This window comes from Pseudomonas sp. REB1044, assembly GCF_038813925.1.
Taxonomy (GTDB): Bacteria; Pseudomonadota; Gammaproteobacteria; order Pseudomonadales; family Pseudomonadaceae; genus Aquipseudomonas; species Aquipseudomonas boreofloridensis.
In genome coordinates this window covers 1,555,502-1,567,027 of sequence record NZ_CP046139.1, presented here as the reverse complement: position 1 = coordinate 1,567,027, position 11,526 = coordinate 1,555,502, and the positions used below count along the sequence as shown (strand labels likewise).

Annotated in this window: 11 protein-coding genes; 4 read left to right on the top strand and 7 right to left on the bottom strand. The window is 63.4% G+C overall.

The features are described 5' to 3' along the window. Positions 1–7: 7 nt before the first annotated feature. The 3 genes from ubiG to GKC70_RS07440 are packed head-to-tail and all read left to right on the top strand — an operon-like array spanning position 8 to position 2,169. Positions 8–706: a bifunctional 2-polyprenyl-6-hydroxyphenol methylase/3-demethylubiquinol 3-O-methyltransferase UbiG gene (gene ubiG, locus GKC70_RS07450; RefSeq protein ID WP_039579277.1), complete on the top strand. Its 699-nt coding sequence runs from the start codon at positions 8–10 to the stop codon at positions 704–706. A 2-nt stretch (positions 707–708) separates the two neighbouring features. After that, positions 709–1,380, top strand: coding sequence for an N-acetylmuramic acid 6-phosphate phosphatase MupP (gene mupP, locus GKC70_RS07445; protein ID WP_039579279.1), 672 nt, complete (start codon positions 709–711; stop codon positions 1,378–1,380). Between the two features lie 48 nt (positions 1,381–1,428). Further along, positions 1,429–2,169, top strand: a complete 741-nt coding sequence (locus GKC70_RS07440; RefSeq protein WP_342650943.1) for a YciK family oxidoreductase — start codon at positions 1,429–1,431, stop codon at positions 2,167–2,169. Positions 2,170–2,207: 38 nt separating this feature from the next. On the opposite strand, the gene GKC70_RS07435 is transcribed toward GKC70_RS07440, so the two are convergent. From GKC70_RS07435 to GKC70_RS07405, 7 genes are all read right to left on the bottom strand, one after another. Further along, positions 2,208–2,999: an iron-containing redox enzyme family protein gene (locus tag GKC70_RS07435; RefSeq protein WP_317872256.1), complete on the bottom strand. Its 792-nt coding sequence runs from the start codon at positions 2,997–2,999 to the stop codon at positions 2,208–2,210. A gap of 45 nt (positions 3,000–3,044) precedes the next feature. After that, positions 3,045–5,501, bottom strand: coding sequence for an EAL domain-containing protein (locus GKC70_RS07430; RefSeq protein ID WP_342650942.1), 2,457 nt, complete (start codon positions 5,499–5,501; stop codon positions 3,045–3,047). A gap of 123 nt (positions 5,502–5,624) precedes the next feature. Then, positions 5,625–7,457, bottom strand: coding sequence for an ABC transporter ATP-binding protein (locus tag GKC70_RS07425; RefSeq protein WP_342650941.1), 1,833 nt, complete (start codon positions 7,455–7,457; stop codon positions 5,625–5,627). Beyond that, complete coding sequence (locus GKC70_RS07420) at positions 7,450–8,082, bottom strand: DsbA family protein (RefSeq protein WP_342650940.1); 633 nt, start codon at positions 8,080–8,082, stop codon at positions 7,450–7,452. The genes GKC70_RS07425 and GKC70_RS07420 overlap by 8 nt, the downstream gene beginning before the upstream one ends. A 3-nt stretch (positions 8,083–8,085) precedes the next feature. Further along, positions 8,086–9,018 carry a rhodanese-related sulfurtransferase gene (locus tag GKC70_RS07415; RefSeq protein ID WP_029611954.1) on the bottom strand — a complete coding sequence of 311 codons (933 nt, stop codon included), beginning with the start codon at positions 9,016–9,018 and terminating at the stop codon, positions 8,086–8,088. Positions 9,019–9,133: 115 nt separating this feature from the next. Further along, positions 9,134–9,430 (bottom strand): BolA family protein, encoded by a 297-nt coding sequence (locus tag GKC70_RS07410; RefSeq protein ID WP_029611955.1) that lies wholly within the window; start codon positions 9,428–9,430, stop codon positions 9,134–9,136. A 10-nt stretch (positions 9,431–9,440) separates the two neighbouring features. Next, positions 9,441–9,965: a DUF2059 domain-containing protein gene (locus GKC70_RS07405; RefSeq protein WP_039579296.1), complete on the bottom strand. Its 525-nt coding sequence runs from the start codon at positions 9,963–9,965 to the stop codon at positions 9,441–9,443. 156 nt (positions 9,966–10,121) lie between these two features. Here GKC70_RS07405 and GKC70_RS07400 point away from each other — a divergent pair, with 156 nt between their 5' ends. Continuing rightward, the gene (locus GKC70_RS07400) at positions 10,122–11,516 is read left to right on the top strand and encodes a class II fumarate hydratase (RefSeq protein WP_342650939.1); all 1,395 of its coding nucleotides are present in this window, start codon (positions 10,122–10,124) and stop codon (positions 11,514–11,516) included. The last annotated feature ends 10 nt before the right edge of the window (positions 11,517–11,526 follow it).

Here is an 11,526-nt window from a genome sequence, read left to right as displayed (position 1 = left end):
CTGTTCAATGAGCAACGTCGACCGCGCCGAAATCGCCAAGTTCGAGGCCCTGGCCCACCGCTGGTGGGACCGCGAGAGCGAGTTCAAGCCCCTGCACGAAATCAACCCGCTGCGGGTCAACTGGATCGACGAGCGCGCCAGCCTCGCCGGAAAAACCGTACTGGATGTCGGCTGCGGCGGCGGCATTCTCAGCGAAGCCATGGCCCAGCGCGGCGCGACGGTCACCGGGATCGACATGGGCGAAGCACCGCTGGCGGTGGCGCGCCTGCACCAGCTCGAGTCCGGCGTCGAAGTGGACTACCGGCAGATCACCGCCGAAGCGCTGGCCGAAGAGATGCCCGGTCAGTTCGATGTGGTCACCTGCCTTGAAATGCTCGAGCACGTGCCAGACCCTTCGTCGGTGATCCGTGCCTGCCAGCGCTTGGTCAAACCCGGCGGCCAGGTGTTCTTTTCGACCATCAACCGCAACCCGAAGGCCTATCTGCTGGCGATCGTCGGCGCCGAGTACATCCTCAAGATGCTGCCGCGCGGCACCCATGACTTCAAGAAGTTCATCCGCCCTTCCGAGCTCGGCGCCTGGTGCCGTGTGGTCGGGCTGGAGGTCAAGGACATCATCGGCCTGACCTATAACCCGCTGACCAAACACTACAAACTGGCCAGCGACGTCGACGTCAACTACATGATCCAGACCCTGCGCGAGGAATGAACATGCGCCTGCGAGCAGTTCTCTTCGACATGGACGGCACCTTGCTGGACACTGCACCGGACTTCATCGCCATCTGCCAGGCCATGCTCGCCGAGCGCGGCCTGCCGGCGGTGGACGACGAACTGATCCGAGGCGTGATCTCCGGCGGCGCCCGGGCCATGGTCGCCGCCACCTTTGCCATGGACCCCGAAGCAGAAGGTTTCGAGGCCCTGCGCCTGGAGTTTCTCGAGCGCTATCAGCGTGATTGCGCGGTACACAGCAAGCTGTTCGACGGCATGGACACGCTGCTGGGCGACATCGAGAAAGGCAACTTGCTGTGGGGCGTGGTCACCAACAAACCGGTGCGCTTCGCTGAGCCGATCATGCAGCAGCTCGGCTTGGCCGAACGTTCGGCCCTGTTGATCTGCCCCGACCATGTCACCCGCAGCAAGCCTGACCCAGAGCCGCTTATCCTGGCGTGCAAGACCCTTGGCCTGGACCCGGCCAGCGTGCTGTTCGTCGGTGACGATTTGCGCGACATCGAATCTGGCCGCGATGCAGGCACACGTACCGCCGCCGTGCGCTATGGCTATATCCACCCCGAGGACAACCCCAACAACTGGGGCGCGGACGTGGTCGTGGACCATCCGCTGGACCTGCGCAAGGTGATCGACAGCGCCCTGTGCGGCTGCTGAGAAGACGGACAACGCCCCTACTACCGGGGCACAGACAGGGATCACATCATGTTCGACTACACCCCACGTGCCGACCTGCTCAAGGGCCGTGTCATTCTGGTCACCGGTGCCGGTCGCGGCATCGGCGCCGCAGCAGCCAAGGCCTATGCCGCGCTGGGTGCCACGGTACTGTTGCTGGGCAAGACCGAAGCCAACCTCAACGAGGTCTACGACCAGATCGAGGCTGCCGGCCATCCGCAACCGGTGGTCATTCCGTTCAACCTGGAAACTGCCCTGCCCCACCAATACGACGAGCTGGCCGTGATGGTGGAAGAGCAGTTCGGGCGCCTCGACGGGCTGCTCAACAACGCCTCGATCATCGGGCCGCGCACCCCGCTGGAGCAGTTGTCCGGCGACAACTTCATGCGCGTCATGCACATCAACGTCAATGCCACGTTCATGCTCACCAGCACCTTGCTGCCGCTGCTCAAGCTCTCCGAGGACGCATCGGTGGTGTTCACGTCCTCGAGCGTGGGTCGCAAGGGCCGGGCCTATTGGGGCGCCTATGGCGTGTCGAAGTTCGCCACCGAAGGATTGATGCAGACGCTGGCCGATGAACTGGAAGGCGTGGCGCCGGTGCGCGCCAATAGCATCAACCCCGGCGCCACGCGCACGGCGATGCGTGCGCTGGCTTATCCGAGCGAGAATCCGCAGGACAACCCGTTGCCCGAGCAGATCATGCCGGTCTATATGTACCTCATGGGGCCGGACAGCACGGGCGTCAACGGGCAGGCCTTCAACGCCCAGTGAGCCCAGGATGGGGCGCCGTGCACAGCGCGCCCCTCGATCTACACCCCCGACGCCAACGCCGGTTTGTGCACGGCCTGGCGCTGGGCTGGCTCCATCGCCAGGCAACGCTCCAGGAACAGGTACATGCAGTCGTAACTCTTGCAGATCGCCTTGCGCAACTCGTCCTGCAACGCCTGCGAAGGACGTTCCCCCACCAACGTGCAGATGATTTCCAACGCTTCCCAAGGATGCTCGTCGTCGTATTGGGCATGCAGCTTGAGCCAGCGCATCGCCGCCTTGTCACCGCGCTCGATGAATCCGCGGGCATAGGGCGTGTCGGGATAGACCAACGCTGACCACTCGCCGGTGGCGCCCTCGATGGCGTAGTTGGTCGCCGCCATGGCGATCGCCAGCGACTCGGTGCTGCACACGCGCCAGCACCAGTCGTTCAGGAAGCTCAGCTCGGGCGGAACGTCCTGCCCCTGCAGGTCGTGGAGACTGACATCGTGGGCCTTGCACCATTTCACCCAATGGTCGGCATGATTGAGCTCGACGCGAATGTTGCGCATCAGCCAGCGACGCGCCATGTCTTCGCCTTGATGGCGGCCATAGCGGGTCTTGGTGAGGTTGTGCGCCATGTAGAGGGAAAACTGCTCGACCACTGGCCAGCCACCGATCAGGTACTGACGAATCGTCTGCTTGCTCAAGGTGCCTTCGCTCAAGCGTTGGTAGATTTCGTGCTCCACCACACGACGCTTGCTCTCGAAACATTGCTCGATCATCCGCTGGGCCCAGGCAGGATAGCTCCTGGGGTCCATCAGTGGTCCGATCCTTACGAATGCGTCTATCACTCTCAGCTCCTTGATTCCTTGTGATGATGCGGGGCACTGGCGTGGTCAGCGGAAGGCCCCCGGCGCCCGCTGAACTGGGGGCCTTGCTGCAATCCGTTGCCGCTGCAGACAGCCACAGGTGAACACCTGTGGCCGTTCGATCAGATAACCCTGGGCGTAGTCGACGCCAATCTCCTGCAGCGCCTGCTCGATCTGTGGCGTTTCGACGAACTCGGCGATGGTTTTCTTGCCCATCACATGACCGATGTGATTGATCACCTCGACCATGGCCCGATTGATGGGGTCGTCCAGCATGTCCTTGACGAAACTTCCGTCGATCTTGAGGAAGTCTACCGGCAAATGTTTCAAATAGGCGAATGACGACATTCCGGCGCAGAAGTCGTCCAGAGAGAACTTACAGCTCAAACCTTTCAATTCATTGATGAAGCGAATGGCGCTTCCCAAATTGGCGATAGCGCTGGTTTCCGTTATTTCGAAACAAATCATCTGGGGTGGAATGCGGAACTCGTCGAACAGCCGTTGCAGACACTCCAGAAACTTGTCGTCGCCGATACTGATACCCGAGAGGTTGATCGCGCACATGGCCAACGGTTGGTCGCTGCCGGCGTCCAGCGCCTGACGAATCACCTGGAATACATTGCGCACCACCCAGCGATCGAGTGCCGGCATCAGACCGTAGCGCTCTGCGGCGGGAATGAAGCTGTCGGGCAGAATAGTCCGACCGCTTTCGTCGTGCAGGCGTAGCAGAATCTCCAGGTGTCCGGCGTCCTCGCCAGACTTGAGGGGAACGATCTCCTGGGCATACAGGCAGAAGCGATTTTCCTCCAAGGCCACATGCAGGCGCTGGATCCAGGCCATCTCGCCAAAGCGCAGGGACAGCTCGCTGTCATCGGCGTGATACACCTGGACCCGGTTTCGCCCCTTTTCCTTGGCCATGTAGCAGGCCATGTCGGCAGCGCGCAACGAGGCCTCGAGCGTGCCAGCCAACTGACCCAAGTGCACCAGGCCGATGCTCACGGTGGTGACGAAGGGCCGCTCTTTCCAGACGAAATGCAGGCTCTGCACGGTCTGACGCAGGTGCTCGGCGATGCGCTCGGCCTGCTCAGGACGGCAATCCTCCAGCAGCACCCCGAACTCGTCGCCGCCCAGCCGGGCCAAGGTATCGCCTTCACGCAGCCCCGACTGCAGGACCGCACAGATGTGCCGCAGCAATTCGTCGCCCGCCGCATGGCCGCAGGTATCGTTGACCAGCTTGAATTGATCCAGGTCGAGGAACATCAACGAGTGGTGCCCGGACTGGCGGGCCAGGGCGTTGAGCGCCTGTTCCAGGCGATACTCGAACTCGCGGCGGTTGGCCAGCCCGGTCAGGGCGTCGTGGGTCGCCTGCCACGAGAGATTGGCGATGTACTGCCGCTCCTGCGTCATGTCGTGCAAGGCGAGCACGATGCCGCTTATTTGCCCATCGGTGTGGATGGGCGAGCCGACCAGGTTGACCGAAACCGTACTGCCATCCAGGCGCTGGATCAGCCGTGCATGTTCGGCGCCGCCCTTCAGACTGCCGCTGAGCACCTGCTCGACCAACGTGCGACTGTCCTGCTCCGCGCTTTCGTCGAGCAAGCTGAACAGTGCCGCCAGCGGCAAGCCCTGGCCTTGACTGGCTTGCCAGTGGGTCAGTTGCTCGGCAGCCGGATTCATGTAGAGGATGCAGCCATCCACATCGGTAGTAATCACTGCATCGCCGATCGATTCGAGCGTGGTCTGCGCCCGCTCGCGCTCGATCTGCAGGGCACTGGCGAAGGCCTGCCGCTGCGACAGTAAGCGTGCCGAACGACGCCAGGCCAGGACAATGAGAAACAGGGCGGTGAGCAGGTTGGTGACCATCAACACCCGCAGCAGCATCCGCGACCCCTCCCCCAACGCGTTGCTGAACGCCTTGGCAGCAGGCGTGACGCCCTCGTTGATGGTCACGATGCGGGCTTTCCATTGCGCCACTTCGGCCTCACTGGCGCTGCCTTGGGTGAAACCGGCGTGCATCTCGCGCGCGACCCCATCCAACTGTAGTAGGTAGTCGTCACCGGTGTTCCAGTAGTCGATGGCCCGTTCCATGTAGCTGATGTGGCGGAAGTTCTTGTAGAACCAGATGATCCGGTTGACGTCATCGGGATGATTGCCGCCCTGCAGAATGCCGGTACGGGCAGCCTCTATATCCGGCACGGGCTGATCGAGGGCGACTCGCAACTGACGATCACCCTGAGGGATGGCGATGGCCTGGTGATAACGCTGGAACACCTGCTCGTCACGGTTTTGCGCGTACAGGCTGAGAAAGTAGATGGCGTCCTTCTGCGCCTTGGACCACAGGCTCTCGCCCGCCACGTAAGCACGCATGGCCGAGAGCGAATACAAGCTGAGGCTGCCCAAGAGCACTTGGAAAACCACTACAGCGACGAAGGGCCAGATGATCCCCAGCAATCTTGGTGCTTCGAGCGTCCGATTTCCCTTCATGTAGTCCCTGCCCACCGCACAGATGGCACTAATTGCCCCAGACCAGCACAGCGTAGGCCATTGGCCAGCCACAAGCCACAAGACACGCACCGCGCACGATCACAGGGGTAGGTTCGGTGCCGTTCAGGCCTGCTGCAGGTGGCCGTACAACTTGGCGTACAGGCCGCCTTCGGCGATCAGTTGCTGGTGGTCGCCGTCCTCGGCCACGCGACCGCCGTCGAACACCAGCACGCGATCGGCCTGCTTCACCGCCGACAGGCGGTGGGCAATGATCAGGGTGGTGCGACCACTGAGGAAGCGTGCCAGGGCCTGATGCAGGTTGTACTCGGTCGCCGCATCGAGGGCCGAGGTGGCTTCGTCGAGAATCACCACCTTCGGCTCGGCCAGCACCATGCGCGCAATCGCCAGACGCTGGCGCTGACCGCCCGATAGGCGCACCCCCGAACGACCGACCACGGCGTCCAGCCCCTGCGGCAAAGCGGCGATGGTGGCGTCGAGCTGCGCAATGCGCAGCGCCTGCCAACAGGCCTCGTCACTGCATTCGCGCCCCATGGTCAGGTTGGCGCGCACGCTGTCGTTGAACAGAGAGGGATGCTGCAGCACCACAGCCACCTGCTCGCGCAGGGTTTCCAGGCCGATCTCCTGCAGACTGGCGCCACCGAAGCGGATGGTCCCGGCCTGGGCGCTATAGAGCCCGAGCAACAACTGCACCAGGGTGCTCTTGCCGCCACCGCTGGCACCGACGATGGCGACCTTCTCGCCTGGCGCGATCGACAGGTTCAAATGCTCGAGCACGGGCTCGTCGGCATAGGAAAACTGCAGGTCGCGCACCTCGATCCCCACGGTCTGCTGACCGCTGAACGGATCGCAGGCACTGGGATAATCTGGCTCGTCCTCACGCGCCAATAGCTCGTTCAGCCGGCTCAGCGCGCCACCGGCGGCGTAGTAGGCATATTGCAGGTTGAGCAACTGCTCCACCGGACCGATCATGAACCACAGGTAGCTGAACACCGCCAGCATCTGCCCGATGGACAGATCCGAGAACAGCACCGTGAGCATGGCGGCCGCGCGGAAGATGTCGATACCGAACTGAAACAACAAGCCGCTGGCGCGGCCGCTGGCATCGCTTTTCCACTGCGAGGCCACCGCATAGTCACGCACTTCCCGCGCACGCAGGCCGAGGCGGCCTAGAAAATAGCCCTGGCGGTTGCTGGCGCGGATTTCCTGGATGGCGTCGAGGGTTTCGCTCAAGGCCTGGGTGAAACGCCCCGTGCTGTCGTTCTCCAGCTTCTTCAGGTGCTTGACCCGCTTGCCCAATTGCACAGTGAAATAGATCACCAACGGGTTGAATAGGAGAATCAGCAGCGCCAGCTTCCAGTGCATCCACAGCAGGATGGCGGCGGTTCCGGTCAAGGTCAGCATGGCCACCAGAAAGCGGCTCAGGGTTTCGCCGACGAACTTGTCCAGCGTGTCCAAGTCCGTGACCAGGTGCGTAGTGACCGTGCCGCTGCCCAGGCTCTCGTATTCCTTGAGCGAGATGCGCTTGAGTCGCTCGATCAGGCGCACCCGCAGCCGGTAGACGATGTCCTTGGCCAACCGCGCGAACTGCCGCGCCTGGATCACGCCAAACGCCAGCGAGGCCAGGCGCAAGCTGAACGTGGCCAGCAGCATCAGACCGATGTAGCCGCCTGCGACCTGCCAGGAAGTCGGTAGCCATTGGTTCATCCACTTCAGCGCGGTATCGCCATGGCCCAGGAGCACTTCGTCGACCAGCAGCGGCAACAGCAGCGGAATCGGCACACTGCAGGCGGCGGCGAGGACGGCCACCAGGTTGGCAGTCCACAGCGCCTTGCGGTGATGCAGCGCCAGGCGACGGATTTCCGCCCAGCTCAGTCGATCCGGCGCACCGCCGGGCTTCCCCGGCACAGGGTCTGGCGACCCTGGAAGATCAAGCACAGGCGACCTGCTGCAGCCAGCGGCCCAGCAACGGTTCGAGCTTGTCCAGCGGCTGGTAGCCGTTGGTCAGCAGCGCCAGTTGTCCATTGCGTTCGGCCAGCAGCGTCGGAAAGCCGGCGATGCCCAGGTCCTGCACCCAGGAAAAGTCGGCCGCCGTCTGGGCACGGGTATCGGCACTGGAGAACGCTGCCGCGAAAGCCTCGCGCGCGTAGCCGGCCTGCTCGGCCAAATCCACCAATTGCGGGGCACGGGTCACATCCAGCGCCTGTTCGTAGAATGCGCGCTGAATCAGTTCGAGCAGCGTCCAGACATCCGCACACTGCACTCCACGCGCGGCGACCAGCGCACGGCAGGCCGGCTCGGTGTCGTAGACGAACCCGTCGGGCATGGCGCCATCGAAGCGGAACGGCTGACCGGTCGCCTCGGCCACCGCTTGCCAATGCTCGAGGATGTACTGGCGGGTCGCGCTATCCAAGGCGCTACTGCCACTGCGCAGCCCCCCGACCACCAACTGCGTCTGCACCCCAGCGTCCTGCGCCTGGGCGATCAGCGCCTGGGCCACGGGCGCGAAGCCCCAGCACCAGGAACACATCGGGTCCATCACGTAGAGCAGGCGTGCCGTCATGCCTCAAACCTCGGCTTTGTAGTTGTGCCCGATCGGATGCGGCAAGTTGCGCGCCTTGGCCAGCTCGATCTGCTTCTGCCGGTCGATGGCACTGCGCCGAGTCTTCTCGCTGAGGCTGTCCCAGCAGTGCGGGCAGCTCACCCCTGGCGAATAATGTTCGGACTCACGATCCTTGGCGTCGATCGGGTGGCGGCAGGCGTGGCACTGGTCGTACTCGCCCTCGGACAGGTCGTGGCGCACGGTGACCCGATTGTCGAAGACGAAGCAGTCGCCATCCCACAGGCTCTGCTCCTGAGGCACTTCTTCGAAGTACTTCAGGACGCCGCCTTTCAAATGATAGACCTCTTCAAAACCCTCGCCGAGCATATAGCTGGAGGCTTTCTCGCAACGGATGCCACCGGTGCAGAACATCGCCACCTTCTTGTGCTTGCTCGGGTCGAAGTTGGCCTTGATGTACTCGGGAAACTCGCGGAAGGTCTCGGTCTTCGGGTCGATGGCGCCCTTGAACGTGCCGATGGCCACTTCATAGTCGTTGCGGGTGTCGATCAGCAGCACTTCAGGGTCGCTGATCAGCGCGTTCCAGTCCTTGGGCTCGACGTAAGTGCCGACCTGGCGGTTCGGGTCAACACCCGGTACGCCCAAGGTGACGATCTCTTTCTTGAGCTTGACCTTGGTGCGGTAGAACGGCTGCTCGTCGCAGTAGGACTCCTTGTGGTCGACATCCACCAGGCGCGCATCGCTGCGCAGCCAGGCCAGCAGGCCATCGATGCCTTCGCGGGTGGCCGAAACGGTGCCGTTGATGCCTTCGTGGGCCAGCAGCAAGGTGCCTTTGACGCCGTTGTCGAGCATGGCCTTGAGCAGGGGCTCACGCAGTTCGACGAAGTCATTCAGGGTGACGAACTTGTACAGCGCCGCCACGACGATCGGTTGGGACATGACTCATGTTCTCCTGGTGGTCACCCTCGTAAGGGCGGACCGGGTTTGACAAAAAGCAGAGGGCCGCAAAGCGGCCCTCGGATGACGCGGATTCTACCAGAACGACAAGCAGGTTTCAGTGCCCGCCGCCTGCACACACCGGAGAGGCCGGCGCCACGCCCACTTGCGCCCATTCTTGCGGCGTGTAGGTGTGAATGGCCAGGGCATGGATTTCACCCATCAGCTCACCCATGGTGGCGTAGACCTTCTGGTGACGTTTGACGCTGTTCAAGCCAGCGAACTGCTCGCTGACCAGCACCGCCTTGTAATGCGTCTCCTGCCCACGACTGTGCATGTGACTCTCGTTCAGCACCTGCAAGTGCAGGTCGCCGAGCTCGGCCAACTGGCGTTCGATGCGTTGCTGCATGCTCATCGCGTCAGGCTCACTTCTTCGCTGGCGCGGCGGCCTTGCCGGCGTTCGGGTCCAGCTCCTTGGTCATGTCGTCCAGCAGCTTGTTGACCACCGGCACGGCAGGCTCGAGGCTCTGCTGGGTCAGCTGGGCCGATTGCTGGGTGACTTTCGGCATTTCCTGCAGGACTTTCTTGCCCAGCGGCGACTCGTAGAACTTGACCAGGTCCTTGAGCTCTTGCTCGGTGAAGGTCGCGGTGTACAGATTGACCATCTGCGGCTTGAGCTTCTTCCAGCCGATGGCGCTGTCCAGCGCAGCATTGGCCTTGGCCTGGTAGCTGGCCAGCACCGGCTTCTTGGAGTCCGGCGCTTTGGTCTGGGCGAAACGCTGGGCGAACATCTGCTGAACCTGCATGTAGACCGGTGTGCCCAGCTTGTCGGCACTGGCCAGGCTCAGGAACTTCTCGGCGGCGGCGTTGTGGCTTGGAGTGGCGGCGAGGACCTGGCCACTGGCACAGGCCAGGGCGACGGCGGCAAAGAGGACACGAAGACGGGTCATTGCAATTCCTTCATGAAAGGGTGAGGCGGATACCTCGGAGTCGAGCATTCTGCGCCGCGGCGGGCGTTGTGCTCAAGTGGCAGGACGAGCGATTGAACCGCTCGGACGAAACAGGACCTAAACTGCGATTTCGTTCTACAAAGGAGTGAACGCAGCATGAGCCGTATCGAGACAGACAGCCTGGGCCCGGTCGAAGTTCCTGAACAGGCCTACTGGGGCGCGCAGACCCAGCGCTCGCTGGTCAACTTCGCCATCGGCCAGCAGCGCATGCCCTTGCCGGTGCTGCATGCCCTGGCACTGATCAAGAAAGCGGCGGCGCGGGTCAATGACCGCAACGGCGACCTGCCAGCCGACCTCGCGCGGCTGATCGAGCAGGCGGCCGACGAAGTGCTGGCGGGCAAGCACGACGACCAGTTCCCCTTGGTCGTGTGGCAGACCGGCAGCGGCACCCAGAGCAACATGAACGTCAACGAAGTGATCGCCGGGCGGGCCAACGAGCTGGCGGGCAACGGCCGCGGCGGCAAGCTGCCGGTGCACCCGAACGACCACGTCAACCGCTCGCAGAGCTCCAACGACTGTTTCCCCACCGCCATGAGCATCGCTGCCGCCCAGGCCGTGCAGACGCAACTGCTGCCGGCCATCGCCGAACTGTCGTCGGGACTGGCGGAGCTCTCGGCGCGCCATTCGCAACTGGTCAAAACTGGCCGTACGCACATGATGGACGCCACGCCGATCACCTTCGGCCAGGAAGTGTCGGCCTTCGTCGCCCAGCTCGACTACGCCCAGCGCGCAATCCGCGCCACCCTGCCGGCGGTCTGCGAGCTGGCCCAGGGCGGCACCGCCGTGGGCACCGGCCTGAATGCCCCCCAAGGCTTCGCAGAAGCCATCGCCGCCGAGCTGGCGGCGCTGTCCGGCCTGCCCTTCGTCACCGCGCCGAACAAATTCGCCGCCCTCGCCGGCCACGAGCCGCTGACCAGCCTGGCGGGCGCCCTGAAGACGCTGGCCGTGGCGTTGATGAAGATCGCCAACGACCTGCGCCTGCTCGGCTCCGGGCCACGCGCGGGGCTCGCCGAGGTCCGTCTACCGGCCAACGAGCCAGGCAGCTCGATCATGCCAGGCAAGGTCAATCCGACTCAGTGCGAAGCGCTGTCGATGCTCGCCTGCCAAGTGCTGGGCAACGACGCCACCATCGGTTTCGCCGCCAGCCAGGGGCACCTGCAGTTGAACGTGTTCAAGCCGGTGATCATTCACAACCTGCTGCAGTCGATCGAACTGCTGGCCGACGGCTGCCGCAACTTCCAGCAGCACTGCGTGGCCGGTATCGAGCCGGACGCCGAGCAGATGGCGGCGCACCTGGAACGTGGATTGATGCTGGTGACCGCGCTCAATCCGCACATCGGCTATGACAAGTCGGCGGAAATCGCCAAGAAGGCCTACAGCGAAGGCAAGACCTTGCGCGAAGCGGCGCTGGAGCTGCAGTACCTGAGCAATGAAGAGTTCGACCAGTGGGTACGGCCGGAGAACATGCTGGCACCGGGCGGCAAGGGCTGACCCGCTGTCG

What these genes read in the sequence shown, in the direction of transcription:
- ubiG (WP_039579277.1), top strand. Translation starts at nt 8, where the DNA reads ATGAGCAACGTCGACCGCGCCGAAATCGCCAAGTTCGAGGCCCTGGCC.
- mupP (WP_039579279.1), top strand. Translation starts at nt 709, where the DNA reads ATGCGCCTGCGAGCAGTTCTCTTCGACATGGACGGCACCTTGCTGGAC.
- GKC70_RS07440 (WP_342650943.1), top strand. Translation starts at nt 1,429, where the DNA reads ATGTTCGACTACACCCCACGTGCCGACCTGCTCAAGGGCCGTGTCATT.
- GKC70_RS07430 (WP_342650942.1), bottom strand. Translation starts at nt 5,501, where the DNA reads ATGAAGGGAAATCGGACGCTCGAAGCACCAAGATTGCTGGGGATCATC.
- GKC70_RS07420 (WP_342650940.1), bottom strand. Translation starts at nt 8,082, where the DNA reads ATGACGGCACGCCTGCTCTACGTGATGGACCCGATGTGTTCCTGGTGC.
- GKC70_RS07415 (WP_029611954.1), bottom strand. Translation starts at nt 9,018, where the DNA reads ATGTCCCAACCGATCGTCGTGGCGGCGCTGTACAAGTTCGTCACCCTG.
- GKC70_RS07410 (WP_029611955.1), bottom strand. Translation starts at nt 9,430, where the DNA reads ATGAGCATGCAGCAACGCATCGAACGCCAGTTGGCCGAGCTCGGCGAC.
- GKC70_RS07405 (WP_039579296.1), bottom strand. Translation starts at nt 9,965, where the DNA reads ATGACCCGTCTTCGTGTCCTCTTTGCCGCCGTCGCCCTGGCCTGTGCC.
- GKC70_RS07400 (WP_342650939.1), top strand. Translation starts at nt 10,122, where the DNA reads ATGAGCCGTATCGAGACAGACAGCCTGGGCCCGGTCGAAGTTCCTGAA.